At 67.1% G+C, this 25,920-nt stretch carries 28 protein-coding genes; 14 read left to right on the forward strand and 14 right to left on the reverse strand.

All coding sequences use genetic code 11. The features are described 5' to 3' along the window. Positions 1-34 precede the first annotated feature (34 nt). Together AC1DZY_RS02995 and AC1DZY_RS03000 are read left to right on the forward strand one after the other, a co-directional pair. A complete protein-coding gene (locus AC1DZY_RS02995) occupies positions 35-496 on the forward strand; it encodes a cupin domain-containing protein (RefSeq protein ID WP_476818563.1) in 462 nt (153 codons plus the stop codon). Then, complete coding sequence (locus AC1DZY_RS03000; protein ID WP_476818564.1) at positions 493-1,257, forward strand: GNAT family N-acetyltransferase; 765 nt, start codon at positions 493-495, stop codon at positions 1,255-1,257. Before AC1DZY_RS02995 ends, AC1DZY_RS03000 begins: the two co-directional genes overlap by 4 nt. A gap of 6 nt (positions 1,258-1,263) precedes the next feature. Here the strand turns inward: AC1DZY_RS03000 and AC1DZY_RS03005 are convergent, their stop codons facing one another. Next, entirely contained in the window at positions 1,264-1,743 is a 480-nt protein-coding gene (locus tag AC1DZY_RS03005) for a DUF2938 domain-containing protein (protein WP_476818565.1), read from the reverse strand. A gap of 225 nt (positions 1,744-1,968) precedes the next feature. Here AC1DZY_RS03005 and AC1DZY_RS03010 point away from each other — a divergent pair, with 225 nt between their 5' ends. After that, the gene (locus AC1DZY_RS03010) at positions 1,969-3,045 is read left to right on the forward strand and encodes an ROK family protein (RefSeq protein ID WP_476818566.1); all 1,077 of its coding nucleotides are present in this window, start codon (positions 1,969-1,971) and stop codon (positions 3,043-3,045) included. 6 nt (positions 3,046-3,051) lie between these two features. Here the strand turns inward: AC1DZY_RS03010 and soxA are convergent, their stop codons facing one another. The 6 genes from soxA to AC1DZY_RS03040 all read right to left on the reverse strand — a co-directional run bounded on the left by soxA (position 3,052) and on the right by AC1DZY_RS03040 (position 7,850). Then, on the reverse strand, positions 3,052-3,825 hold the full coding sequence (gene soxA / locus AC1DZY_RS03015; protein WP_476818567.1) for a sulfur oxidation c-type cytochrome SoxA: 774 nt from the start codon (positions 3,823-3,825) through the stop codon (positions 3,052-3,054). Continuing rightward, positions 3,822-4,142 (reverse strand): thiosulfate oxidation carrier complex protein SoxZ, encoded by a 321-nt coding sequence (locus AC1DZY_RS03020; protein WP_476818568.1) that lies wholly within the window; start codon positions 4,140-4,142, stop codon positions 3,822-3,824. Before AC1DZY_RS03020 ends, soxA begins: the two co-directional genes overlap by 4 nt. 11 nt (positions 4,143-4,153) lie before the next feature. After that, the gene (locus tag AC1DZY_RS03025) at positions 4,154-4,549 is read right to left on the reverse strand and encodes a thiosulfate oxidation carrier protein SoxY (protein WP_476818569.1); all 396 of its coding nucleotides are present in this window, start codon (positions 4,547-4,549) and stop codon (positions 4,154-4,156) included. Positions 4,550-4,613: 64 nt separating this feature from the next. Continuing rightward, positions 4,614-5,063, reverse strand: a complete 450-nt coding sequence (gene soxX / locus AC1DZY_RS03030) for a sulfur oxidation c-type cytochrome SoxX (protein WP_476818570.1) — start codon at positions 5,061-5,063, stop codon at positions 4,614-4,616. Between the two features lie 19 nt (positions 5,064-5,082). After that, positions 5,083-7,284 (reverse strand): xanthine dehydrogenase family protein molybdopterin-binding subunit, encoded by a 2,202-nt coding sequence (locus tag AC1DZY_RS03035; protein ID WP_476818571.1) that lies wholly within the window; start codon positions 7,282-7,284, stop codon positions 5,083-5,085. A gap of 98 nt (positions 7,285-7,382) precedes the next feature. Then, on the reverse strand, positions 7,383-7,850 hold the full coding sequence (locus tag AC1DZY_RS03040) for a (2Fe-2S)-binding protein (protein ID WP_476818572.1): 468 nt from the start codon (positions 7,848-7,850) through the stop codon (positions 7,383-7,385). A gap of 568 nt (positions 7,851-8,418) precedes the next feature. Here AC1DZY_RS03040 and AC1DZY_RS03045 point away from each other — a divergent pair. Next, entirely contained in the window at positions 8,419-10,950 is a 2,532-nt protein-coding gene (locus tag AC1DZY_RS03045; RefSeq protein ID WP_476818573.1) for a DUF3772 domain-containing protein, read from the forward strand. Between the two features lie 4 nt (positions 10,951-10,954). After that, positions 10,955-11,479 carry a CAP domain-containing protein gene (locus AC1DZY_RS03050; RefSeq protein ID WP_476818574.1) on the forward strand — a complete coding sequence of 175 codons (525 nt, stop codon included), beginning with the start codon at positions 10,955-10,957 and terminating at the stop codon, positions 11,477-11,479. A gap of 6 nt (positions 11,480-11,485) precedes the next feature. Here AC1DZY_RS03050 and AC1DZY_RS03055 read toward each other — a convergent pair whose 3' ends face one another. Further along, on the reverse strand, positions 11,486-12,244 hold the full coding sequence (locus AC1DZY_RS03055; RefSeq protein WP_476818575.1) for a M15 family metallopeptidase: 759 nt from the start codon (positions 12,242-12,244) through the stop codon (positions 11,486-11,488). 161 nt (positions 12,245-12,405) lie between these two features. Between AC1DZY_RS03055 and AC1DZY_RS03060 the strand changes: the two genes are divergently transcribed. Further along, entirely contained in the window at positions 12,406-14,223 is a 1,818-nt protein-coding gene (locus AC1DZY_RS03060) for a glucan ABC transporter ATP-binding protein/ permease (protein ID WP_476818576.1), read from the forward strand. Between the two features lie 15 nt (positions 14,224-14,238). Here AC1DZY_RS03060 and AC1DZY_RS03065 read toward each other — a convergent pair whose 3' ends face one another. The 3 genes from AC1DZY_RS03065 to AC1DZY_RS03075 form a co-directional block, all read right to left on the reverse strand. Continuing rightward, complete coding sequence (locus AC1DZY_RS03065; protein ID WP_476818577.1) at positions 14,239-15,912, reverse strand: methyl-accepting chemotaxis protein; 1,674 nt, start codon at positions 15,910-15,912, stop codon at positions 14,239-14,241. A gap of 171 nt (positions 15,913-16,083) precedes the next feature. Beyond that, positions 16,084-17,238 carry a 3-dehydroquinate synthase gene (aroB, locus tag AC1DZY_RS03070; protein WP_476818578.1) on the reverse strand — a complete coding sequence of 385 codons (1,155 nt, stop codon included), beginning with the start codon at positions 17,236-17,238 and terminating at the stop codon, positions 16,084-16,086. Then, a complete protein-coding gene (locus AC1DZY_RS03075) occupies positions 17,235-17,852 on the reverse strand; it encodes a shikimate kinase (RefSeq protein WP_476818579.1) in 618 nt (205 codons plus the stop codon). The genes aroB and AC1DZY_RS03075 overlap by 4 nt, the downstream gene beginning before the upstream one ends. Before the next feature lie 188 nt (positions 17,853-18,040). Here AC1DZY_RS03075 and AC1DZY_RS03080 point away from each other — a divergent pair, with 188 nt between their 5' ends. The 3 genes from AC1DZY_RS03080 to AC1DZY_RS03090 are packed head-to-tail and all read left to right on the forward strand — an operon-like array spanning position 18,041 to position 19,734. After that, a complete protein-coding gene (locus AC1DZY_RS03080; protein ID WP_476818795.1) occupies positions 18,041-18,187 on the forward strand; it encodes a histidine kinase in 147 nt (48 codons plus the stop codon). Next, positions 18,184-19,113 carry a site-specific tyrosine recombinase XerD gene (locus AC1DZY_RS03085; protein WP_476818580.1) on the forward strand — a complete coding sequence of 310 codons (930 nt, stop codon included), beginning with the start codon at positions 18,184-18,186 and terminating at the stop codon, positions 19,111-19,113. The genes AC1DZY_RS03080 and AC1DZY_RS03085 overlap by 4 nt, the downstream gene beginning before the upstream one ends. Positions 19,114-19,140: 27 nt before the next feature. Continuing rightward, on the forward strand, positions 19,141-19,734 hold the full coding sequence (locus AC1DZY_RS03090) for a HutD/Ves family protein (RefSeq protein WP_476818581.1): 594 nt from the start codon (positions 19,141-19,143) through the stop codon (positions 19,732-19,734). A gap of 8 nt (positions 19,735-19,742) precedes the next feature. Here AC1DZY_RS03090 and AC1DZY_RS03095 read toward each other — a convergent pair whose 3' ends face one another. From AC1DZY_RS03095 to AC1DZY_RS03105, 3 genes are all read right to left on the reverse strand, one after another. After that, entirely contained in the window at positions 19,743-19,931 is a 189-nt protein-coding gene (locus tag AC1DZY_RS03095; protein ID WP_476818582.1) for a hypothetical protein, read from the reverse strand. A 96-nt stretch (positions 19,932-20,027) separates the two neighbouring features. After that, the gene (locus AC1DZY_RS03100; RefSeq protein ID WP_476818583.1) at positions 20,028-21,365 is read right to left on the reverse strand and encodes an ATP-binding protein; all 1,338 of its coding nucleotides are present in this window, start codon (positions 21,363-21,365) and stop codon (positions 20,028-20,030) included. Further along, positions 21,362-22,078 (reverse strand): response regulator, encoded by a 717-nt coding sequence (locus tag AC1DZY_RS03105; RefSeq protein ID WP_476818584.1) that lies wholly within the window; start codon positions 22,076-22,078, stop codon positions 21,362-21,364. The genes AC1DZY_RS03100 and AC1DZY_RS03105 overlap by 4 nt, the downstream gene beginning before the upstream one ends. Before the next feature lie 147 nt (positions 22,079-22,225). On the opposite strand from AC1DZY_RS03105, the gene AC1DZY_RS03110 reads away from it, so the two are divergent. The 5 genes from AC1DZY_RS03110 (at position 22,226) to AC1DZY_RS03130 (ending at position 25,912) form a co-directional block, all read left to right on the forward strand. Continuing rightward, positions 22,226-22,525: a hypothetical protein gene (locus AC1DZY_RS03110; RefSeq protein WP_476818585.1), complete on the forward strand. Its 300-nt coding sequence runs from the start codon at positions 22,226-22,228 to the stop codon at positions 22,523-22,525. Next, positions 22,522-23,283: an SGNH/GDSL hydrolase family protein gene (locus tag AC1DZY_RS03115; RefSeq protein WP_476818586.1), complete on the forward strand. Its 762-nt coding sequence runs from the start codon at positions 22,522-22,524 to the stop codon at positions 23,281-23,283. Before AC1DZY_RS03110 ends, AC1DZY_RS03115 begins: the two co-directional genes overlap by 4 nt. Positions 23,284-23,411: 128 nt before the next feature. After that, complete coding sequence (locus tag AC1DZY_RS03120) at positions 23,412-24,419, forward strand: LLM class flavin-dependent oxidoreductase (RefSeq protein WP_476818587.1); 1,008 nt, start codon at positions 23,412-23,414, stop codon at positions 24,417-24,419. Between the two features lie 73 nt (positions 24,420-24,492). Further along, on the forward strand, positions 24,493-25,317 hold the full coding sequence (locus AC1DZY_RS03125) for a transglutaminase-like domain-containing protein (RefSeq protein ID WP_476818588.1): 825 nt from the start codon (positions 24,493-24,495) through the stop codon (positions 25,315-25,317). 145 nt (positions 25,318-25,462) lie between these two features. Then, complete coding sequence (locus AC1DZY_RS03130; protein ID WP_476818589.1) at positions 25,463-25,912, forward strand: Fur family transcriptional regulator; 450 nt, start codon at positions 25,463-25,465, stop codon at positions 25,910-25,912. The last annotated feature ends 8 nt before the right edge of the window (positions 25,913-25,920 follow it).

Here is a 25,920-nt window from a genome sequence, read left to right on the forward strand (position 1 = left end):
TCATGCTCCAACCATTTGTGTGTGAGCCGGACGCATGAGCGCATCGTTGACCGGCCTGAGCGCGGCGGAGGTGATCCGCCTGCTCGACCTGAAGCCTCATCCCGAAGGCGGGCATTATCGCGAGACCTTCCGCGACGAGGCCGGCCCCGAGGGGCGCGGCTTCTCGACGGCGATCTATTATCTGCTCGATGTCGGCGAGACCTCGGAATGGCATCGCGTCGACGCCGCCGAGATCTGGCACCATTATGCGGGCGCGCCCATGGTGATCAGCCTCTCGCCCAACGGCCATGACGCGTCGGCCCACCATCTCGGCACCGACCTGCGAACCGGCCAGCGTCCGCAGATCATGGTGCCCGCCGGCTGGTGGCAGAGCGCGACCTCGCTCGGCGCCTGGACGCTGGTCGGCTGCACGGTCGCGCCGGGCTTTGCCTTTGCGGGTTTTGAGATGGCGCAGCCGGGCTGGCGCCCGACGCCGCGCAAGCCGGAGGGCGCATGATGGCCGCCATCGACGCTGAAGACCTGCGCCTCGCGCTCGAATGCGAGCGGCGCATCGTCAACGCCTGGCCGGCGGTCTCGACGCTGCTGATGGGCGACTGGATGCTGCGCTTCGCCAACGGCTATTCCGGCCGCGCCAACGCCGCCACACCGCTCAGGCACGGTGCGGAACTCGACGAGACGATGCTCGCCCTGATCGAGGAACTCTATCGCGCCGACGGGCTGCCGCCCTGCATCCGCCTGACGCCGCTCGTCGCCGAGGCGACGAGGGCCGCCGTGCTGGCGCGCGGCTATCGCGTCAAGGACGCCTCCTTCGGCATGCTCGGCAGCCTCGACGCGGTCGAGCCGGATTTCGAGGCCGAGTTCCAGATCGAGGCTGGACCGAGCCAGGACTGGATCGCCGGGGTCGCCGCGCGCCAGAGCGGCAACAAGACCAATGTCGACCACCTTGCGGCGATCGTCGAGAAGGTGCGCCTGCCGGCGGCCTTCGCGACGATGCTGATCGCCGGAGAGCCTGTCGCCTATGGCATGAGCGTCGCCGAGCGCGGCATGGCCGAGATCGGCTCGATCATCGTCGACGAAGGCCATCGCGGCCATGGGCTCGGCCGTCGCCTGGTCGCGGGGCTGATGTCCTGGGCCAAGGTCCAGGACTGCGCCCACGCCTATCTCCAGGTCGACCAGACCAATGCGGTCGCGATCAGGCTCTACGAAAGTCTCGGCTATCGCAGGCTGTATGCCTACGAGACGCGCGTTCTCGACTGAGCGGCCTCATTTCGTCAGCAGCGCCGTGCAGTAGAGGCCGATGGCGAAGACGATGTGCCCGACGATGTTCATCGCCCGGATCTGCCAGGCGTTGGCTTTCTTGGACGCGGCGATGCCAGCCCCGGTGCCCGGCTGCAGGATGAACCAGCCGCAGCCGACCGTGACGAGACCGACGATCAGCGCCGGCATGAATGTGGGGTTATAGGCCCAGCCCAGCCCCCAGATCGCCAGCAATGCGGCTGCGAACAGGATGCCGACGGCGTAGTGGAAGACCCAGCCGATCGCGAGTTCGTTGGCGACCGGTTCGGCCTTGCCGATATCGTCATGGACGAAGACCCCGCGCGGCAGATGCGCGACCCACCGCCCGGGCATCGCCCAGTTCGGCGCAGGCCACGCGACAATGCGCTTGAGAAGCTGCGCCCAGATATCGAGCAGCAATGTCGCGCCGATGCCGATCACGGCCGCGCGGATCAGAAATTCCAGCATCCCGCCCCTTGCGGCAGCCCTAGCACGTTGGCGCGGCCACCCACTCCCCGGCGCTCCCAGCGCACACCTCATGGGGCGGGCTTCCCGAGCCACGGTCAAGCCATGCCTGCGCGCAGTCCGCCAACGCAATGCGCATGAGCTCGCGCGATCACGTTCCGGAGCGGCCGGAACCCGACCTGCCGTCGCGGGGTTCCTGCACTATCGGCATGGAGGAGAGCACTGGACATGGGCGCGGCGACCGCTGAGAAAATCCGGACACAAGGTGTTCATGGCGCGGCCGAACTCCCGTCGGTGACCGTCACCAGCTACAATCTCGAAATTCGCGATCAGGACGGCTTCGTTGGAGACAAGGCGAGCCGAGGCGCCTTCATCGACCATCTCGACGCGTTGCGTCAGCATCTGCGCAGGAGCGGCAGTGACCCGCTCGAGGGCGACACCGCCTCGATCAGCAAGAAATCACTCGACGCGCTGCTCATGGATGGCGATCCCCACGAGGCGGCGCTCGTACTCAGCGCCATCGAGGGCTTTGCCCAGTCGCTCGCCTTCGTGATCCGCCGCTTCGTCAAGCTGAAGTCCTGGGCCCCGGTCGAGCGCATCGTCGTCGGCGGCGGCTTTCGCGACAGCCGCATCGGCGAACTTGCGATCGGCCGCGCCGGCATCATCCTCAGCACCGATGGCCATGAAATCGACCTCCGACCGGTGCGGCACCACCCAGACGAGGCCGGGCTCGTCGGCTCGGCCCATCTCGCGCCGAAATGGATCTTCGAGGCCTATGACAGCCTCGTCGCGGTCGATATCGGCGGCTCGAATATCCGCGCCGGCATCGTCGAACTGCGCCAGGACAAGGCGCCGGACCTCGCCAGGGCCCGAATCTGGGAATCCGAGCTCTGGCGGCACGCCGACGACGAACCCGGCCGCGACGAGGCGATCAAGCGGTTGGGGAAGATGCTGAAGGAGCAGATCAAAAACGCCGAAAAGGCGGGCCTGCGCGTCGCCCCCTTCATCGGCGTCGGTTGCCCCGGCCTGATTGAACCCGACGGCTCGATCGACCGCGGCGCGCAGAACCTGCCCGGCAATTGGGAGAGCAGCCGCTTCAACCTCGTCGAGAGCATTCGCGAGATGGTGCCGCAGATCGGCAAGCACGAGACACAGGTCGTGATGCACAACGACGCCGTGATCCAGGGCCTGAGTGCAATGCCCGACATGCAGGACGTCGCGCATTGGGCCGTGCTGACGATCGGCACCGGCCTCGGCAATGCGAGCTACGAGAACAGGGCTAAGCCGAAGAAGGGCAAGCCCTGAGTTCCGTCATCGCCTGATCCCCGGCGTCTCGACCGGCAGCCCCTTTGCCCGGCCGGCCAGATAGAGTTCCAGCGCCAGATATTCCGGCGAACCGTAGTCGAACTGTGTCGCCCGGACGCCGAGAGAGCAGGCGCGCAGACGCCGGTGCAGCGAGCCGACGGTGTTCCACTCCAGCCGATAGGCCGGATAGCCCGTACCGGCGCCATGGCTGACGGTGTCGCCGCGCAGCTTCTGGCCGACGAGCCCGTCATGGCATTGCTGGCAGGACAGGTTGATCTGACCCTGCCGCCGCTCGAAGAAAGCCTTGCCGGCCTCGTAGAAGGGCTGGGCCGGACCGCCTGTCGCGACATCGACCGGCATGCCGCGCGAGAGCGAAGCGATATAGGCGGTCATGCCGAGAAGCTCGGCGCTCTCATAGCCGAAAGCCGGCTGCTTTTGCCGCTCGACGCGGCATTGCTCGATCCGTCCTTCGAGATTGAGAAGCTTGCCGCTGGCGGCATCGACCTGCGGATAGCGCGTCGCCGCGCCGCGCAGGCTCTGCTGCGGCTGGGCATGGCAGGAGACGCACGCCGCGCTGCCCTCGGGTTTGCGGCTGAACAGCTCCTCGCCCTGCTCGACCCAGAACCAGGCCGGATTGCGCGTCTCGTCGGCCTGCTGCCGGCGCATCTCGGGCGAGAGGAATTCACTGCCGGACTTGATCTCGGCCAGCGCCGGCCATGTCGCCAGCACCAGCAGCGCCAGCCCGATCGCAACACGGGAAGACAGGCGCGACGCGCTCACGTCACGGTCAGTCTTGCGGTGCGGGTGAAGGTCGCACCGCCATCCTCACGCCATTCGAAGACGATGTCGCCGGTCGCTACAGCGCGGGTGGTGAAGGAGACAAACGGGTTGGCGGCGATGCCGGTATGCATGTCCAGCCGGAAAACCTGTTCGCCGGCATAGGTCGCCGTCAGGCGGTTCAGGATCTGGCGCGGCACGGTGCCGCCCTTGCCGTCGGACTGGCCGCCGCGATCCATCGGATGGCGCGTCAGCACCTTGATCATGACGATGTCGCCGGCGCGCGCCTCCGACGGCATGGTGATGCGGGCGTTGAACATGGCTTGCCTCCTCAACCGCCGTCGATGCAGGCGCTCAGCGTCACCACGACATCGGCCTCGGCCATCACGAAGCCGCCGCCGCTCAGGCCCGCGACCGCCGTCACGGTCTGCGAGGCTCCAAGCCGGATCGTGGTGGCGACCTCGGCGCGGCCGGCGCGCGGGCCAAGATGAAACCGCGCCACGTCGGGAAACGGGTTCTTTTCGGCGATCAGGTGAATCCAGGCGACATGGTCGGCCTGGGTCATTGGGCTCTCGATGAGGATCCGCACATCGACCGAATTGCCGTTCTCGACCAGCGCGGGAATCTCGAAGGTTATCCTGCCGCGCTCGGGGATTGCGCCCTCGGTCAGGCGCGCGACGAATTCCGACAGGGCAGGCGGCGCGGCGGCATGCGCGGCTGCAGGCATCGCAGCCAGACCGAGCGTCGCCGCGGCGCCTGCGATCGCATCGCGTCGGCTGGGGCCACGCAGCTCAGAATGTTTTGAGCGAGGCGAGATAGCTGACGACATCCTCGATCTCCTGGGCCGACAGGCCCGGCTTCCCCCGGTATTGCGGGGCGACATCATGCAGGTTTTCCGTGCGGAAATAGGGCGGCATCACGGTTTGCGGGTTCAGTATCGCGGAATCGACCAATCTCAGGCGGATCTGGCCTGCATCGAGACGAAGCCCCACCCCCTTGAGCGGCGGGCCGATCGACCCCTGGAAGGGCTCCGACGGATCGGCGCCCTGATGGCAGATCAGGCAATTGCCGCGCTCGCGATCCCGCACCACGGCCTCGCCGCGCTGCGTTTGCCCGGAGAGGTCGCCGAGCGGACGAGGGATCGCATCGCCGACGACTTCATAGCGTTCGAGCGCCAGCGCCGCGCCACCGCCAGGCCAAAAAGCGCCGAGCAGCGCGCCGGCAATGACAAGACGCGACACCTCCCTCGCCGTATCCCGCTTACGCCTTGCGAAGATCGGCATTCTTCAGCGGCAGGTTGCGGATGCGCTTGCCGGTCGCGGCGAAGATCGCGTTCAGCACGGCAGGCGCCGCGACCGCGATCGTCGGCTCGCCGACGCCGCCCCAGAACCCGCCCGAAGGTACGATCACGGTCTCGACGGCCGGCATCGCCTCGAGCTTCATCACCTCGTAGGTGTCGAAGTTCTCCTGCTCGACACGGCCGTCCTTGATGGTGATCTCGCCATAAAGCGAAGCCGACAGCCCGTAGACGAAGGACCCTTCGACCTGCCGCGCGATCTGCGCCGGGTTGACCGCATGACCGGGATCGGTCGCAGCGACGATGCGGTGAATCTTGAGCTTGCCGTCCGCACTCACGGAAACCTCGGCGACCGCCGCGACATAGGAGCCGAAGCCCATGGTCTGGCAGATGCCGCGATAGACGCCATCGGGCAGCTTGCTGCCCCAGCCGGCCTTCTCGGCCACCGCGTTCAGCACCGCGAGATGCTTGGGGTGATTTTTCATCAGCGCCCGGCGGAATTCGAGCGGATCCTTGCCCACCGCATGCGCCAGCTCGTCCATGAAGGATTCGAGATAGATCGTGTTCTGGTTGAGGTTCACGCCACGCCAGAAACCCGGCGGCACATGCGGGTTGCGCATCGCATGATCGATCAGCAGGTTTGGGACGCCATAGCCGATCGAGGCCTCCGGGCCGGGTGCGTTCAGCCCCTGGAACACCGCCGGATCACGCCCGTTCTGGATCGTCTGCGGGAACAGGCCGGCCACGATCGACTGGCCGGAGATGCGCATGTGCAGCCCGGTCAGATTGTTGTCCTTGTCGAAGGCGCCGACCATCTTGCACTGCGTCAGCGGGTGATAGCGGCCATGGGTCATGTCCTCTTCGCGCGACCAGATCAGCTTGACCGGTGTGCCGGGGATCTGCTTGGCGATCGCCACGACCTGCCGGACCCAGTCCTGCGTCGCACCGCGCCGGCCGAAGCCGCCGCCGAGATCGATCTTGTAGGCTTCGCATTTCGCCAGGGGCAGGCCGGCAGCCTCGGAGGTGGCGGCGAGCGCCGCCTCGCCGTTCTGCGTCGGCGTCCAGACCTCGCATTTCTCCGGCGTCCAGAGCGCCGTGGCGTTCATGGTCTCCATCGTGGCGTGGTTCTGGAACGGGTAGGAATAGACCGCCTCGACGGTCTTGGCCGCTCCGGCGATCGCAGCCTTGACGTCGCCGTTCTGGTTGCCAACCACGGCGGTCGGGGCGTCGAGCCCCTCCTTCAGCCAGGCCGCGAGGCTTGCGCTGGAGACCTTGGCGTTCTCGCCCTCGTCCCAGACGATCGGCAGCGCCTCCAGCGCAGTCTTGGCCTGCCACCAGGTTTCACCGACGACGGCGACGCCGCTGTCGCCGACAGCAAGCACATGCTTGACGCCGGGCATATCCTTGATCTTGGCGGCGTCGAAGCTTTTCACCTTGCCGCCGAAGACCGGGCAGTCCTTGATCGCGGCCAGCAGCATGCCCGGCATCTTCAGATCCATGCCGTAGATCTTCTTGCCGTTGGTCTTGTCGGCGGTGTCGAGCCGGGGCAGCGGCTTGCCGGCGATCGTCCAGTCCTTCGGGTCCTTCAGCACGATGTCCTTGGGCGCTTCGATCTTCGCCGCGGCGGCGGCGACCTCGCCATAGCGCAGCGAGCGGCCGGAGGCCTTGTGTGTGATCACGCTCTTCTCGGCCGAGCACTCGGCGGCCGGCACCTTCCACTCATTCGCCGCCGCCTGGATCAGCATCATCCGGGCCGCCGCGCCGCCCTTGCGGACATAGTCGTTCGATTCGCGGATGCCGCGGCTGCCGCCGGTGGAGAAATTGCCCCAGACCCGGTTGCGCGCCACGCTCTGGCCCGGCGTCGGATATTCGGTCGTGACCTTCGACCAGTCGCAGTTCAGCTCCTCCGCGACGAGCTGGGCTAGGCCGGTCAGCGTGCCCTGCCCCATCTCGGAGCGGACGATGCGGACCACCACCTTGTCGTCGGGATGGACCACGACCCAGGCGTTGATCTCGGGCACGGCGGTCTGGGCCTGCGCCAGGGCCTCGCCCGAAAACGGAATGGCGAAACCGAAGCTGAAGGCGCCGGCCGCTGCGGCGGAACCCGCCAGCAGGCTGCGTCGGGACAGGGTCGTGGCGGATTGGGCTGTCGAGGCGGATGTCATGTCGTCCTCCGGATCTTGCTGTGGACGCGTGGGAGGCGAAGGACCGTTTGGGACCTGCGCGCTCGACCTCGCGGGAGAAGAGGCGAAACGGGCTAAGCTCAGCCGCGGCCGAGCGTGCCGCTGGCGACGACGTCGAGGATCGCGGTCTTGACGCGGGCATAGGTGCCGCAGCGGCAGATATTCGTGATCTCGTTGGCGATGTCGGCTTCCGTCGCCTTGGGATTGGCCTGCAGCAGCGCGGCGGTCGCCATGATCATGCCGCTCTGGCAAAAACCGCATTGCGGCACGTCGTGCTTGATCCAGGCCTGCTGGACGGGATGGTTGCCGTCCGGCGACAGACCCTCGATCGTCACGATCTTCTGCTCGGCCGTCACCGCATTCACCGGCAACACGCAGGTGCGGGTCGCGACGCCGTCGATATGGACGGTGCAGGCTCCGCACTGGGCGACGCCGCAGCCATACTTCGTTCCGGTGAGGCCGATCTGTTCGCGGATCACCCAGAGCAGCGGCGTGTCGTCTGACACCGCCACGTCGATCATCTTGCCGTTCACGTTAAGCTTCGCCACCGCAAACCTCCCGGGTCGCTATGAGAAGGACAGCGAGAGTGCGGACGCGCCTCGCCGGAATCACGCGCCTATCCAACCGACGGGCGCCCAATTTTGGATTGGACGAGATTGAAACTCGAAAAGCGCCGGCCCGCCAGCGCTTACGTGTCCATGAACGCACTCGGATCGCTTCGCCGCCAAAAGTAAGCCGCCGGCCAGGCAGAGACTAGCGGAACCCCTAAACACCGAATTTGCCGCCTCGACGCCATGATCGCGTCCCGTTTGTCGTTGAAAAGCCCCCCACGAGCCGGCCAAACCGGCCCCGGCCATCACGGCAATGTGATAGCCGGCGCTCCGGTCGCGCTCTTTCCCGCACAAGGTCCAGCCATTGCCGTCCGCAGCGCATTTTTCCTCGTCGCCTTGCCTTGAAGCCGCCCATGGGGCGAGGGTCGAATTCCCGGCGAATCACCCCCAGCGAGGCCCGACAGGAATGGTTGCGAGCACGGGCGGGCAGCGCTCTCATTCCATTGCCGCGGCAGAATCCAGGTCACGAAAGTGCCGCTCGCCCGGTCTCGGTTGGGCGGGGCTGGTGGTCGCGCTGCTGTTGACGCTGTTGGGCTGGACGCAGGCTCTGGCACAGACGCCGACTCCGGCGCGAGCAAAGCTCGACGGCTTGCGTCTCGAACTGACCCAGATCGAGACGACCCTCGCCAGCCCGAACCCGAGCGACAGCGATCTGCAGCGGCAGCGGCAACGCATACAGCCTCTGCTCGGACAACTCCGCGATCTCGTCGACGAGCAAGGCCCGCGCCTCGAACAGGCGAAACTGAGGCTCGACCAGCTCGGCCCTGCTCCGGACGCCAAGGCCACGCCCGAAAGCGCCGACGTCGCACGAGAGCGCGACGCGCGGACCAAGGCCTTCGCCGAAGCCGACGAGACGATGAAGATCGCCCGCGCCGGACTGCTTCAGGCCGAGCAATTGCAGACCGGCATCAGCGACAGACGTCGCGATCTCTTCGCCAAGGCGCTCTTCGCGCCGGGCCCGACGATCCTGAGCCCCGATCTCTGGGCCAACGCCCTGACGACGCTGCGGGAAGATCTGCGCGCCTCCGGCTATATCTTCGGCGGCTGGCTTTCCGTCGTCGGTGATGCGCTCTCGGGTGCGCGCGGCATTCTGGTGGCGCTGGCCTTCATTGGCGCGATCCTGCTTTACGTCATTCGTGCCCGTTACATGCCGCGCTTCCGCGAGCGCGTCGGCGCGACCGAGGACGCCGGCAGCCTGCGCTGTCTTTACGTCGCGCTCGCCCATGTCGTCGCCGGCGCAGCCCCGCCGGCGCTGGCGAGCTGGCTGATCTACTCCGCCCTCAACACCGCAGGCCTGCTGCCGCCGCGTATCCAGCCCGTGGTCTGGGCCGCCGTGGTCGGGCTTGCGATCTTCGCCTTCATCCAGGCGCTGGCGGACGCGCTGTTTGCGCCAGGAAAGCCGCAGCGTCGGCTCGTCAGCGTGCTCGACTCGACGGCGCGCATCGTCGTCTGGATCGCCAGTTCGCTCGCGCTGGTGATGTCGGTCGGCAAGGTCATGGAGGCCTGGCTGCAGGCGATCGCGGCGGGGCTGGCCGTCTCGATCATCGTGCGCGGCATCCTCGCCATCATCTTCGCGCTGACGCTGATCGCCGGCCTCTACCAGCTGCGCGACGACGACGAGGTCGAGGAGGAGGCCTGCCTTGGCCCCTATGTCCCGGTCGACGGCGCAAGTCTCGCACCCGTCCGCATTCTCGGCTGGGTCGTCGCACTCGTCATCGCCCTTGCGGCGCTTTCCGGCTACGTCGTCTTCGCCACTTTCCTGACCGAGCAGGTGCTCTGGATCGGCATCCTCGCCAGCATGTTCGTGCTGGTCTACCAGCTGATCGAGCTCGGCATCACCCAGGCGCTGACCGGCAAGGGCCGCTTCGCGCTGACCATGAAGGCCGGCATCGGCATTCGCGCCGCGACGCTGCACAAGATCGCCGTAGTTGGGACCGGGCTGCTGAAGCTCATCCTGATCATCGTCGCGATCATGTTGGCGCTCGCGCCATGGGGGCTCGAATCGGCCGATTTCCTGTCCTCGCTGCGGGCGGCCTTCTTCGGCTTCCAGGTTGGCGGCGTCACGGTCTCGCTGTCCTCGATCATTCTGGCCGGCCTGCTCTTCGGGCTCGGGCTCACCGCGACGCGCTATTTTCAGGGCTGGCTCGACGACAAGTTCCTGCCGACGACGCAGCTCGACCGGGGCCTGCGGAACTCAATCACCACGGCGGCGGGCTATCTCGGCTATGTCGCGGCCGTGGCGATCGGCTTCTCCTCGCTCGGCCTCAGCCTGGAGAGGCTGACGCTGGTCGCCAGCGCTCTTTCGGTCGGTATCGGTTTTGGCCTGCAATCGGTGGTGTCGAACTTCGTCTCCGGGCTGATCCTGCTCTGGGAGCGGCCGATCCGCGTCGGCGACCAGGTCGTGGTCGGCGACGCGGAGGGCATCGTCAAGAAGATCAATGTCCGCTCGACCGAGATCGAGACCTTCGATCGCTCCTCGGTGATCGTGCCGAACTCCAACCTCGTCTCCGGCGTCGTGCGCAACCGTGTCCGTACCGACCGCACCGGCCGCGTGCTGATCTCGATCTCGGTGCCGCGCACGCTCGACCCCACCGCCGTCCGCGCCATGCTCGCCGAGACCGCCGCCGCGCATGGCGACGCGATGCCGAAGCCGCCACCGTCGGTGCTGTTCAAGAAGATCGGCACCACGACGATGGATTTCGACCTCGTCTGCGTCGTCGGCGACGTCGATATCGTCGGCCGCGTCACCAGCGACCTCAACTACGTCATCCACAAGCGCCTCGCCGAGATGGAGCCCGCTGCGGCCGGGGCCGAACTGACCGTCAAGGGGCTGGAGGGCATCGAGCACTCGCTCTCCAGCCTGTCTGATTCCGTGGCGCATGGTTTCCAGACGCGCGCCAGGCCGGCGAAGTCAAAGATCACAGCCCGTCGTTCGGCCGAGCCCACCGAAGAGGTCCAGCCCGATCCGGCTCCCGAAAAAACAGCGCCCGAGCCGGAGATCGAGAAGAATCCGCTCAAGGATGACAGCAAGGAATGAAGCGATGTCTCTCTACAAGTTCGGCGAAGCCAGGGCGCACTCCATGACCTGCCCAGCCGTGATCGCCGGCGCGCTCGCCGTCTTCAACCTCGCCGGCTGCACGGAGGCCCCGCGCGCGGGCCAGCCCGCCTTCTATCGCGACCTCGGCTCTGCGTCCGCACGGGTCGACGCCGAGGCTGCGCGCGCCACCATCTCGGCCTATCGTCTCAATCACGGGCTGGCGGCGCTCAGGCTCGATTCCGGATTGATGCAGGCGGCCGAAGCGGAGGCGGCCGCCATGGCCGCCATCGACAGGCCGGGATCGGCGGACGCAGTGAAAAGCCGACTCGAAAGCCAGGGCCAGCGCGGCGCGGAGGTCAATCTCTCGGCGGGCTACCGCCGCATGGCGGAGGCGTTTTCGGGCTGGCGTGATTCGCCCCAGCACGACCGCGTCATGAAGACGCCGGGCGCGACCCGCATGGGCATCGCCACGGCCTATGCGCCGGGCTCGAAATACCAGGTCTACTGGGCGCTGGTGGTCGCGCCCTGACGAGTATCACTCGATCGGAAAATCGAAGATCGTCCTGGGGAAAGGCTCCCCGGCCAGCGTGAAATGCCACCATTCCTTGCTGTAGCCGGCAAAGCCCTCGGCTTTCATCGCGTCGCGCAGGATCTCGCGATGACTGAGGGCGTCGGCTCCGACGCCGCGATAAGCGCCCGCGCTCCTCTCGGAAAAGCAGTCGAAGCTGGTGCCGAGATCGAGGTCCGACTCGGCCGGGCGCTGTGAGAACGGTCCATCGCAGCGCCCGCCCTTTGCCGGCGTCGGCAAGGCCGGCGCGCCGAGGCCGATCAACCCGACATCGACGGTCGAGCCGCGCGAATGACTCGACATCGCCGCGATGAAGCCGCGCGCCACCAGATCGGCCTTGGCGACATCGGGATGGAAGATTCCCCTGAGATCGGCCGCCGCCCTGTCCTTGCCCCAGATCATAAACGCGGCGACGGCGCGGGCCGGCCGATAACAGTCGAACAGTTTCAGGCCATAGCCGCGCGGGCGCAGCCGGGCCTCGACCCGCGCCAATGCCTCGCCAGCCGCGCGCGTCAGCACGCATTCGGCCCGGCCATAGCCCGCAACCGGCGCGGCGGTAAAGTTGAAGGGCGTGGCGTAGCGGATGTCCTGTGCGATGCCCGGCGCGATCTCGCGCAGCCGCACGAAGCCGGGAGGCGGATTCTCGAGCGCCGTCGCTGGCAACGGAGAGAAGGCGACGAGAGCCAGGCGGACTAGGATCAGGACCGTCGGACGGATTGCCATCATCGCGCGATCATGACCGGCGCAGGGTCATCGCGCGAGCCCTAAGGCTTGACGTTGGCTGGCAGCGGCCGCGCATCGGCCTTCAGCGCTAGCCGCCCGGTGTTGAGGGAAGCGTCGAGGTTCAGGCCTTGCTCATGCGTCGGTGTCAGCTAAAGCTTGCGCGCATGTCATTATTTGCAATCTACACCCGGGTCCTCGGCGAACTCGGCCCCGAAAAGCGGCTCGGCCTGATCCTGGCGCTCGCCAATATCCTGCTCGCGGCGGCGGCCTTCGCCGAGCCGATGCTGTTTGGCGCGCTGATCGACAAGCTCTCGAGCTTTCCGGGCTCGGGCCAGCGTCCCGGCTGGGGCGAACTCAACGGCCTGATCGCGGCCTGGATCGGCTTTGGGCTGTTCACCATCGCGGCCTCGGTCTTCGTGGCGCTGCATTCCGACCGGCTGGCGCATCGCCGCCGGCTCGCGGTGATGGCGAATTATTTCGAGCACGCGCTGACCCTGCCGCTCGCCTACCACACCCAGACCCATTCCGGCCGCGTGCTCAAGGTCATGCTGGAAGGCACCAGCGGCATGTGGGCGCTTTGGCTGTCCTTCTTCCGCGAGCATTGCGCGAGCCTCGTCGCGCTCTTCATCCTGCTGCCCTTCACGCTCTGGAAGAACTGGCAGCTCGGCTTGCTGCTGATCTCTCTCGTGGTGCTCTTCGGCACTCTGACGGCCTATGTCCTGCGCAAGACCGACAGGCTCCAGAGCAATGTCGAGGCCTATCATTCGAGCCTCGCCGAACGCGCTTCCGACGCGCTCGGCAACGTCCCGGTGATCCAGAGCTTTACCCGCATCGAGGCGGAGGTGCGCGGCCTGCGCTCGACCATCGCCAGCCTGCTGGAAGCGCAGCTCCCGGTGCTGTCCTGGTGGGCGATCGCCACTGTCGCGACACGCGCCTCCGCCACGCTGACGGTGCTCGCCATCTTCGTCGTCGGCGCCTGGCTCCTGATGCAGGGACTGACGACCGTCGGCGAGATCGTGACCTTCATGGGCTTTGCGACCATGCTGGTCGGGCGGCTCGAGCAGATCGTCGCCTTTGTCAACTTCATCTTCATGCAGGCCCCGAAGATGCGCGAGTTCTTCGAGGTGCTCGACACGCTGCCGGCCGTGCGCGACCTGCCCAGCGCCGCCGACGCCGGCCATCTTACCGGCGCCGTCGCCTTTGAGAACGTCTCGTTCTCCTATGACGGCAAGCGGCCAGCCGTTCAGGATGTCTCCTTCGCCGTCATGCCGGGCGAGACGATCGCCATCGTCGGCTCGACCGGCTCGGGCAAATCGACCACGCTTGGCCTGCTGCATCGGGCCTTCGACCCGCAATCGGGTGCCATCACCGTCGACGGAACCGACATCCGCGAGATTTCATTGCTGTCGCTGCGGCGAAATATCGGCGTCGTGTTCCAGGAGCCGATGCTGTTTGCCCGCTCGATCCGCGAGAACCTGACCGTCGGCAAGCCCGACGCCACCGACGCCGAAATGATGGAAGCGCTCGACCGGGCGCAGGCGACCGAGGTGATGGCGCGCCAGCCCGAAGGGCTGGATACGCTGGTCGGCGAGCGCGGCCGCACGCTGTCGGGCGGCGAGCGCCAGCGCCTTTCGATCGCGCGCGCCCTGCTGAAGAACCCGCCGATCCTGATCCTCGACGAAGCGACCTCGGCATTGGACGCCTCGACCGAAGTCAAGCTGCAGAAGGCGCTCGACGAGGTGATGAAGGACCGCACCACCTTCGTCATCGCCCACCGGCTCGCCACCATCCGCAACGCCAGCCGCATCCTGGTGTTCGAGCAGGGCGAGGTCATCGAGATGGGCACCTTCGACGAACTCGTCGCCAAGGGCGGCCGCTTCGAGGCGCTGGCGCGGGCGCAATATCTGGTGACGGACAAGCCGGCGGTCGCGCTGCCCGAGGGTGCTCCGAGCCCGCTGGCGGCGAAGATCGCGGCCGACTGAAGGCGGATACCGCGCTCAGGCAGCGCGGATCAGATCCGTGAACTGCTGCACTTCCCGGGCGAGCGCAACGCCGTCACGATTGAGATCGCGCGCCGCCGCGAGGACCTCGACCACCAGGTTTCCCGAATTCTGGATCGCGGTGCTGGCCTCGGAGATCGACAGCGTCACGCGCTCGGTTCCCTGCGCTGCCTCGCTCGTCGTCGACGCGATCAGCGCCGTCGTGCCGACCTGCCGCCCGATGGCCTCGCCCACGGCGCTTGAGATGTCGTCAACCTCGCCAATTGCGAACCGGATTGCGTTTATCGTTGCGATGGCGGCGATGCTCGCCTGCTGAATGGCGCTGATCTGCTGGGTGATCTGGTTGGTCGCGCCGGCCGTCTTCGCCGCGAGTTCCTTGACCTCCTGCGCGACCACGGCAAAGCCCCTGCCCGCCTCGCCGGCTCGGGCGGCCTCGATCGTGGCGTTGAGAGCGAGCAGATTGGTCTGGGCTGCGAAATCACCGATGATTTCCGCCACGTTGCCGATCGCCAGCGCGGCTTCGTCCAGCGCCTTGATGTCGCTATCGGCCTTCGCCGCCTGCGCGACGGTCTGGCGGATGCGCTCGCCGCTGACCCGGATCTGGGAGCCGACATCGTTCATCGACACCGACAGCTCCCCGGCCGCCTCGGCGGCGCGACCGACATGGGCTGTCGCGCCGATCGAGGCCGTCGCGACCGCCGTGGCCTGATCGGCCGCCGCGCCGCTCTCGCGCGACATGATCTCGGCGGCGCGCTCCAGGCTGCTGGCGGCATTGCTGACGGATTGCACGACCTTGCCGACGCGTGATTCGAAGGTCAGCGCGAGGCCGCCGAGGAAATCCCGCCTYTCGCTCTCGGCTCGGGTCCGCCTGGCTTCCTGTTCGCCACGCAGGGCCTCGGCCTCGATCAGGCTCTGCCGGAAAATCGCTATGGTCTCGCTCATCCGGCCTATCTCGTCGCGGCGTTGCGAGGGCGCCATCGCGACATCGTATCGACCGGCCGCGAGCGTCTGCATGACGCCGTTGAGCGCACGGATCGGGCTGATGATCCTGAGATGGACGAGCGCCATGATCGCCATGAGAAGAACCCCCGTCGCGCCAGCCAGGGCGGCAAGCTCAACGATGGTCGCTTCAGCGGTGCGTTCCATCCGCGCGTTGACCTCGCTGATGCGCGCCGCCATCGTCTTCAGCAGAACCGCGGCCTGCTTCGAGAGGGCGTCGAGGGCCTCGGCCTGCAGGCCGCGCGCCTGTATCTCGGCGTCGCCATAGCGACCCGCCGCTACGAGCCCGTTCGTCTGTTCCAGAGCGTCGTCGAACGCCTTCAGTCGGCCATCCACGATGCCGATCTCGGCCTTGATGTCCGCTGGAAAATATACGGAGAGATCCATGAGCTCGCGCCAGCGCTTCGCGTCGTCGTCGCCGCGATCTTGCCGGGCCTGCTTCTGCTTAAGGCTCGACAGCGTCTCGTGATGGCGCGCCCAGCGTGCGTTGACGGTCGCATAGACGAAAGAGGCCGGGACCGAAGCCTCCCAGACCGCATCCCGCGCATCCGAGACCAGAGACTGGCTGAGATTGCGAACCAGGTAGCCGGCCGAGGCGATCAGGCCGATGATCAGGCCGAAGGCGACGATCATGTCGAATACGATCGATCGCCGTCGCAGGATTGAACGCATGGTGCCGGCACTCGTCATGACGCGGGGTCGTGTGACGATCCATTGGCGGCCGCAATGGTTAACTGCTCCTTGACCACGCGATCACGTTTTTGAAGTCGCACGGCCTCGCGATGGTCGCCAGGACAACCACAAGGCAACGAACGTAGAGGCCAGGCTTACGACAACCTGAAGTCAGGCCGCCTTGCCGTTGACGGCGAGCTCCGTCGCTATGAAATCCCTCACGTCATCGGCCGCGACGCCATGCGCGATGAAGCTCCGGCCGATTCCGCGCGCCAGGATGAAGGTCAGGACGCCGCGCTTGACCTTCTTGTCCTGCGCCATAGCCGCAACGATCTCGTCGGCGCTGCCGGCCCCGCCCGGCACCTGCTGGAGCGTACTGGGGAGCCCCACGGCATCGAGATGGCGCGCGACGCGGACGGCGTCCTGACCGGGGCACAGGCCGAGCCGCTGCGAGAAGCGGAAGGCGAGCGCAAGCCCGATCGCCACGGCCTCGCCATGCACCAGCCGGGCCGAATCGTATTTCGTCAGCCGTTCCAGAGCGTGGGCGAAGGTGTGTCCGAGATTGAGCAGCGCCCGGTCGCCTTCCTCGCGCTCGTCGCGGGCGACGATGGCAGCCTTCGCCCGGCAGGCGACGGCAACCGCATGGTCTCGTTCGGGGCCACCCGCGATAATGCGGCTCCAGTTGGCCTCGCACCAGTCGAAGAAACCGGGATCGTCGATCAGCCCGTATTTCACAACCTCGGCATAGCCGGCCTTGAACTCGCGCTCGCTCAGCGTGTCCAGCAGCGCCGTGTCGGCGATGACCAGCGCCGGCTGGTGGAATGCGCCGATCAGGTTCTTGCCATGGGGCGAGTTGATCCCGGTCTTGCCGCCGACCGACGAATCGACCTGCGCCAGCAGGCTGGTCGGCACCTGCACGAAGCGCACGCCGCGCCGCAGCACGGCCGAGGCGAAGCCCGCGAGATCGCCGACCACGCCGCCGCCAAGCGCGATGACCAAGTCGTTGCGTTCGATTTTAGCCTCTAGCAGCGCGTCGCAGAGCGCGATGAACTGGCCATAGGATTTCGACGCCTCGCCCGGCGGGATCGTGATCCGCGTCGCGGCGATACCCTCCTGCTGCAGGCAGGCCTCGAAAGCCGGCGCGTGCAGCGCGGCGACGCGCTCGTCGGTGACCACAGCGGCCTTGCCGCCCGGCGCGAGCGCGGCGATCAGGGTGGCCGCCTCGCAGAGCTGATGGCGTCCGATATGGATGTCGTAGGGGCGGCCTTCGAGCGCGACGGAAACGACGACGCGGCTGCCGGCCTTCTCCTGAGCGGGAATGGTCATGGCTGAGTGTTCCCTGCCGGCGGCTGGCGGAGATGCCGGTCGAGCGCCATGATCGCGTCCTCGACCACGATGTCGTGGGGGTCGTCGCGCGAGATCAGCGTCAGCTCCGCCAGCGCATAGACCGGCTCGCGCTCCGCCAGCATGCGCTTCAGCGTTGCCTCGGGGTCGGCGGTCTGCAGCAGCGGCCGGTTGGAGCGCTTGCGCACCCGCCGCATCAACACGTCGGGATCGGCCTTGAGCCAGATCGAGATGCCGAGCTGGCTGATACGGTCGCGGGTCTCGGCGTTCATGAAGGCGCCGCCGCCTGTCGCCAGCACGAGGGGGCTGCGCGTCGTCAGGATGCGGCTGATCACGCGGCGCTCGCCGTCGCGGAACTCGCTCTCGCCGCGCTGGGCGAAGATTTCGGGGATCGTCATGCCCGCGGCCGTCTCGATCTCGACATCGGCATCGACGAAGGGCAGGCCGAGACGGGCGGCCAGACGCCGCCCGACCGAGCTCTTGCCCGAACCCATCATGCCGACGAGCACGACGGCGCGCTGGCCGAGCGCGGCGCGCAATTCCGACCGGTCGCGGCTTTCGCGGTCGCGGCTTTCGAGTGTCTCGGCGGTCGTCATTCTGGCATTTCCTCACCGCCCGTTTAGCATGAGGGATCGCGCGCCGTCATGCCCTCCCCGGTGATGCCGACCTCGGCGCTTTCGCGAGGCTGTGACACGGCTGCCCTTGCGTCCGCCCGGCCGCTTCGGGAATAACCGCAAGGAGCCCGACTCGCACGGGCGTGAGGTTCACAAAGGTCGCCTGGAACGTGCCGACGCTGATCCGCTTCATCGTCATTCTCGCCATACTTGGCGGGCTCGTCTTCGGCGGCATGCTCGCGCTCGTCACCTTCGTCCAGCCGGAGCCGCGCGAAATCACCGAGATTCTGCCGCCGGCCAAGCTGCAGCCGCGATGAGCCGGCAGGCGCGAAGCTGGCTGAAGGCCTTCCTCGACATGCTCGCGGCCGAACGCGGTGCGGCGCGCAACACGCTCGACGCCTATGAGCGCGACATCGACGATTATCTGGAGTTCCTCGGCGGGCGGGCCTTGAACAGCGTCACGGCCGACAACATCCGCGACTGGCTCGGCGACTTGTCCGCACGCGGCCTGAAGGCGTCGTCGGCGGCGCGCCGGCTCTCGGCCCTACGGCAGTTCCACCGTTTCCTCTACACCGAAGGGCTTTCGCCGACCGACCCTTCAGCCGCGATCGAAGGGCCACGGCAAGGGCGGCCGCTGCCGAAGGTGATCTCCATCGCCGACGTCGATGCGTTGATCGAGGCCGCAAGGCGCGCAAGCGAGCAGGCGGGATTGAGCCGGACGGCGCGGCTGAAGGCCCTGCGCATGCGTTGTCTGATCGAGATGCTCTATGCGACGGGCCTGCGCGTCTCCGAGCTGATCGCATTGCCGCTCTCGGCCGCGACGACGCGGGAGCGCTTTCTGGTGGTGCGCGGCAAGGGCGACAAGGACCGCCTCGTGCCGTTGAACGAGGCCGCGCGCGAGGCCGGGCTGGCTTATCTCGCAGCCCTGCGTGATGCGAACGAAGCCAACGGCCGATGGCTGTTCCCGTCGGATGGCGAAAGCGGGCACCTGACACGACAGGCCTTTGGGCGCGATCTCAAGACGCTTGCGGCTGCGGCGGGCCTGCCGCCGGCTGCGCTCAGCCCGCATGTTCTGCGTCACGCCTTCGCAAGCCACCTGCTCCAGAACGGCGCCGATCTGCGCGTGGTGCAGGAACTGCTTGGCCATGCCGACATCGCCACGACCCAAATCTACACCCACGTCCTCGATGAGCGGCTGAAGAGCATGGTTCGCGACCTGCACCCGCTGAGTGACGCCAGCTAAACCCGCCTTCACGAAAGCAAGCCGCGCATGACGACGATACTGACGCCCCTGCCGCCTGAGGATTTCCGGCGCACGCCCTGGAAGAACGGTGGCGGCATCACGATCGACATCGCCGACGCCTACCTKCCGGGCGTTCCGGTCGGGAGCTGGCAGGGCATGATCTGGCGCTTCGGGCGAACCTCGATCACCGTGCCGGCGCCCTTTTCCGACCTGACCGGCTGCGACCGCATGCAGATCGTCGTCGTCGGCTCCGGCCTCGTGCTGGAGACGCCGACCGGAGAAGTCGATTTGCGCGTCCCGTTCAGCCCGGTGCGCTACGATGGCGGCACGCCGATCGTCAGCCGGCTGGAGAACGGACCCGTCGAGGTCGTCAACCTGATCGCCGACCGCGCGCTGTGCGCCATCGACCTTGTCGTCGCGCATGCCGGCGACACGGTCGCGCTGACGGCGGGCACGCACATTTTCTACGCCCCTTCGAGCGCGGTTGCGGGCTCGTATGACAGCGGGACGATCGCGCTCGAAAGCGGTCATGCGTTACGGATGGAGGCCTCGACGCCGGTTTCCTTCACGGCCGAGAGCGGCCCGATCGCGATCGCGACGATCAGGCTGAGAAGCGCCTGAACCGGATATCAGTGCGCGGCGCGCTTCTTTTTGCCGGCCTTTGTCGCGCTCTGGGCGGCGACAGGATCGCTGGCCGGAAACGTGCCCTTGAGCGCGTCGTTCAGCTCGGCATCGCTGCTCTTGCCCTTCGCGGCGCGCCGCTGCGCCTGCTGTTCCTGTTTCAGGCTTTCCTTGGCCGGATTGCTGCTGGTCGCCATGACCGGGTCCCCTTCGCTCGACGGCGCGATGCGCGCCGTCGTCGGAGTCTCAACGCGCAAGGCCCGAACCGCGTTCCACGCTCGCAGAGGAGCGAGCTACCAGCGCCTCGGCCAGGCGATCCGCGCCATCAGCCCGCCGCCCTCGCGGTCGGAGAGCGTCAGGTCGCCGCGATGGGCCTCGGCGATGGCGCGGACGATGGCGAGCCCAAGGCCAAAGCCGCTATCGTCGCGCAAGGTGCGCGCGAGATCGGCGCGATAAAACGGCTCGAACACCTTCTCGCGGTGTTCCGGCGCGATCCCCGGCCCGTCATCCTCGACGATGATCGCGATGCGCCCGGGATCGGCGTCGTCCAGCCGGACGACCACCTTGCCGCCGAACTTGATCGCGTTGTCGACCAGATTCGTCACGGCGCGCGTCATCTGGTCGGCATCGCAGAGCGCCGATGCCCGGATCGAGCCCTCATAGACGACGATATGACCGAGATCGGCGAAATCGTCGCAGATCGTCTGCAGCAGCGCCGGAACGTCGGTCGCCTCCATGCTGCCCGACGCCCTGCCCTCGCGCAGATATGACAGCGCTCCCCCGACCATACGCTCCATCAAGGCGAGGTCGGAGAGAATGGCGCGGCGCTTGTCCTCGTCTGGAATCTCCTCGGTGCGGAGCCGCAGCCGCGTGATCGGCGTGCGCAGATCATGGCTGACGGCCGCCAGCATGCGCGTGCGCTCCTCGACCAGACGCCGGATGCGGTCCGCCATCGCATTGAAGGCGGCGGCGAGCCGCTTGACCTCGACAGGCCCGTGATCGAGCGAAACCGGGTCGCCGCGATCGGGATCGAATCGGTCGGCGGCGGCGGCAAGCTGCGATAACGGCGATGCCATCGCGCGCGCAGCCCAAAGCGAGAGCAAGCCGATCAACATCGCCAAAAGCGACAGCATGACGATCAGATAGAAGATGAAGGCCGTTCCGCGCGGAGGCTGCGATCGCGGCGGCGGCGTCATCGCAAGCCCCGTCCCGTCCGCGAAGCGCAAGCCCAGTGGCGGCGGACCGAGTACCGGCTCCGCCAGAGCCAACACCTCGATCTTGTCGCCAAGTTCGCGGCGCAAGGCCTCCATCATCATGCGGTGTGGCCAATGGCCGGCGTCGTCGTAACCGCGCGCATCGACGGGCAGCCGCGACAGCCGTGGCTGGGAGGCGAGCGCCGTATCGATGACGATTTGCCGTGCGTCAGGCGTCTGCGCGGCCTCGATCTGTCGCGCAAGCGCGATCAGATTGGTGACATAAGGCAGTTGCGGCACGCGCCTGAGTTCGCCTGGCAGCACGGCGAGCAGCACGGCGGCTGTCACCAGATTGGCGAGGATCAGCGAGCCGACCACGATCACCGCGATCTGCGTCGCAGCCCGTTCGGGCAGCAATCGCAGCAGGAGACGTTTCATGCCGCCTCGATCTCCGGCGAGAACATGTAGCCGCCGGAGCGGATCGTCTGGATCAGTTCCGGCTCGCGCGGATTGCTTTCCATTTTCTGGCGCAGGCGACTGACGAGGACATCGATCGAGCGCTCGAACGGGGCCGCTGCGCGCCCCTGCGTGAGGTCGAGCAGCTGGTCGCGCGAGAGAACGCGGCGCGGCCGCTCGCAGAAGGCGAGCAGCAGGTCGAGCTCGGCTCCGGTCAGCGCGACGCGCTCGCCAGCCGGGTTGAACAGCCGCCGCACCGCCTTGTCGAGCTTCCAGCCGGCGAAGCCCAGCATCGCGCCCTCGCCGATTTCCGGCTGGGCCTGAACGGAGGCGCGGCGCAGCACGGCGCGGATGCGGGCGAGCAGTTCGCGCGGATTGAACGGCTTCACCAGATAATCGTCGGCCCCCATCTCCAGCCCGAGGATACGGTCGATCTCCTCGGCCTTGGCGGTCAGCATGATGATCGGAATCGTGCCGTCCGAGCGCAGGCGGCGGCACAGGCTCAGGCCGTCCTCGCCGGGCAGCATCAGATCGAGCACGATCAGGTCGAAGCGCCCGTCGCGCAGCGCGACGTCCATCTCGCGTCCGTTGGCGACGGCCTTCACGCGAAAGTCGTTGTTGCGCAGGAAGCGCGAGACCAGCGCAGCGATCTCGCGGTCGTCCTCGACGATGAGGATATGCGGGGTTCGGTTCATCGCTTGGCCTTAATCCCCGCTTGGGGCGCGGTCGCGGCCTGATTTGTTTCCAGATGTTTCCAACACCGCATCGGGAAATGGAAGGAGACCAACTCCCCTTGTCGCGGTCGTCATCCAGCAAAACCGGGGCAGCAGGATGCGCTGGACATGATGACCCTCGACCAGCCCCGACGACAGAAATTCGCACTCATTCCGATAAGGAGCAAGCCACGCATGCGCCGGGCGGGCGCAGCCGTGCTTGGTGCCGTCGTCTTGATCCTCTGGCTGATGGCCCTGCCCGGCCTGCTGCGTCGGGACGGTCTGCTCGCGCCTGACGGTGGCTGTCGGTACGGCGCCTATCGCGATCCGGTCACCGGCCGGCCGGTGCTGTTGACGCAGGTCAGGATTGCCGGCGCGGCGCTTGGCATCGAGTCCTGCCTTCCGACGTTCCAGGGAGTCCGCAAATGAGCCGTGTCGGCAACCATGAGAGGCCACGCTTGCCGCGCGCGCTTCGGGCGATGGGCTGGATGGTGTTGCGGCATCCCCTGGTCCTGACGGTGATCGTGCTTCCTCTGGCGCTGATGCTCGGCTCGCTCGCCGGATTTGCGGTCGGCCGCGCCGGCACGCCTGCCATACCCTACAGGACGATGCGGCTTCAGGCCGTCATCGCCGATCTCGGCAGGATCGAGGGCGATTATCTGCTGGCGGCGGGCGATTCCCATATCGAGCGCTGGCCGGCGCGCCGGCTGTGCGGCCTGCCGGTGGTCAATGCCGGCGTCTCCGGCGCGACGGCAGGACAATTCGCCGATTTTCTCGCCGACATCCCGCTGCCTCGCCATCCCCGTGCGGTGATCGTGACGCTCGGGACCAACGACGCCAACAGCAAGCGCTTTCGAGATCCGCAGGACGCCGTCTCCCGCTTCGATGCCGGATTCCAGCCATTGCTCGCCAATCTGACGCGGACAGCGGGTCTCGTCGTCATCACGCCCATGCCGCCATTTGATCCCCGTCGCGTCGAGGGCTTTTCGACGGAGGTGGCATCGCGCATCGGAGCGGCGTCAGTCGATGCGTGCCGGGCCTCTCATGGCTGCATCGTCGCGGACGCCTTCCCGGCCGGGCTACGCCAGCGCGATGGCCTGCATTTCGACGATTACGCGTCCGCCTATCGAGGCATTGCCACGAACCTGTGCGCCACGCTCGCCGGGTCCCGCTCCGCCGCGCCATAACGCCGGCGCAGACACGCCATGACACGGTGCTCCTGCGGGTTGGATTGCGCCGCGACGGTCCCTATCTGCATCGTCAGGGCGAGCCGGCAATGTCGGCCCGCTCCATGTCAGCAAAGCAGGGGCCAGCCATGGTCGCGATCTCCGTCCTCGACCTCGTACCCGTGATCGAGGGACAGCAGCCCGGCGACGCGTTGAGAAATTCGGTCGAGCTCGTCCGTCATGCCGAGGCGCTCGGCTATACCCGCTACTGGGTGGCCGAGCACCACAACATGACCGGCATCGCCAGCGCGGCGACCTCCGTCGTGATCGGCCATCTCGCCGCCGCGACCAAGACGATCCGGGTGGGAGCCGGCGGCGTGATGCTGCCCAACCACGCACCGTTGGTCATCGCCGAGCAATTCGGCACGCTGGAGGCGCTGTTTCCCGGCCGCATCGACCTCGGACTCGGCCGTGCGCCGGGCACCGACCAGCTCACCATGCGGGCTCTCAGGCGCAACCCGATGGATGCCAACGACTTCCCGCAGGACGTGCTGGAGGTTCAGGCCTATTTCGAGCCGGCGGAACCGAACCAGTCGATCCAGGCGGTGCCGGGCGCAGGGCTTCGCGTGCCGCTCTGGATTCTCGGATCGAGCCTGTTTGGCGCTCAGCTCGCCGCCGAACTCGGCCTGCCCTACGCCTTCGCCTCGCATTTCGCGCCCGACGAGCTGATGCGCGCGCTGGCGATCTATCGCGAACGCTTCAAGCCCTCGCGCCAGGCGGCCAAGCCCCACGCCATGCCGGGCATCAACGTCATCGCAGCGGACACCGATGAGGAAGCAAAGCATATCGCGACCTCGTTGCAGATGCGTTTCACCGACATGATCCGCGGCGCGCGCGGCAAATTGAAAGCGCCGATCGACGATATCGAGCGCTACTGGTCGCCCGGTGAAAAGGCGCATGTCCAGCAGATGCTGCGTTATGCCTTCATCGGCTCGCCCGAGACGATCAGCCGGCAGCTCGACGCCTTCATCGCGGCGACATCTGCCGATGAGATCATGGTGACCGCGCCGATTCACGATCAGGCGGCGCGCAAACGCTCCTACGAGATTCTGGCGGGGATAGCCCCGGCGATCGGACGGGTTCGTTCCGCCGCCTGACGCCGCCACGGAACTTCGGTCCCGGGACGGCGTTGGGCCGTCGCGTTCTCGAACGCCTTTCCCGGGGGACATCATGAAGCTCAACATCGCGGCGACGCTCACCTATGGCTTCGGCAGCGCCACGCAGGTCATCGCCGCAATCGAGGCCGCGCGCTCGCCCGACCAGACCATCCTGTCGGAGGAACTGGTGGTCTCGCACGACGCAAGCCTGCTGCGCGACGAGGACGGCGCGACCGGGGAACGGCGCTTCCGCACCGCTTTGTCCGGCCAGGTCGAGATCAGTTACCGCGCCGTGGTCGACAACGGCGTGCGCACGTTGCTGCAGCCGCAAGCCCGGCAGCATGACTGGTCACAACTGCCGCAGGACGTGTTGCCCTACCTGCTGCCGAGCCGGTTCTGTCCCTCCGACGAGTTCATGCGGTTCGCCCAGCGCGAATTCCGCCATGTCAGAGGTGGTGGCGGGCGGGCGCTCGCCGTGCTCGAATGGCTCCATGAGCATGTCGACTACGTCCATGGCGTCAGCCAGCCGACGACCACGGCCGAGCAGACCTTCATCGACCGCGCCGGCGTGTGCCGCGACTTCAGCCATCTCGGCATCGCCCTGACGCGCGCGCTGAACATCCCGGCCCGCGCCGTCAGCGCCTATGCGCTCGATCTCGATCCGCCGGATTTTCACGCCGTCTACGAGGTCTATCTCGACGGGCGCTGGTGGTTGGTCGACCCGACGCGACTCGCCCCCGTCGAGGGCATGGTCCGCATCGCAAGCGGCCGCGACGCCGCCGACATCGCCTTCCTGACCAGCGAATATAATTGTCAGTGCCTGAACCAGCTGATCACCGTGACGCGGGCGCAGGACGACGCGGAAGGCGATGACGGCGCCGCGCGGCAAGCGGCCTGACGCCGGCCGGGCCCGGCAATAGGAGGCGAGGCCGACGCTTGCCTCTTATCGAGAATAAGACGCATTTGCATAACGCTTTCGACTGCAAATGAGTTGCGATAAGATCATTTTTGCAAATGCCGCGCAGCCTTGCTATCTGCAGGTGATGACGGGAATCGATCAGCGCGTGGCCGTTTTCGAAGGCCAGATCAGGGATGCGGGGCTGCGCATGACGCAGCAGCGCCGGCTGATCCTGCGCGTGCTGGCCGAGGCCGACGACCACCCCGACGCCAAGGGCATTTTCACCCGCGCCTTCCAGCACGACCCGACGCTGTCGCTGTCGACGGTCTACCGCACGATGAAGCTGCTGGAATCGCAAGGGGCGATCGAACGCCATGCCTTCGAGGACGGCATCTCGCGCTATGAGCATGCCGATCAGGAGCATCACGACCATCTGATCGATATCGAGACCGGGCAGGTCATCGAATTCGCCTCCGATGCGATCGAGGAACTGCAGCGCCGGATCGCCGCCGAGCTCGGCTATGAGCTCGTGCGCCACCGGCTTGAACTCTATGGCCGCAAGATTGCGCCGGGCAAGCGGCGTGGACGGCGCTGATCCTGCCC

This window comes from Allobosea sp. P2_A10 (genome assembly GCF_056405115.1).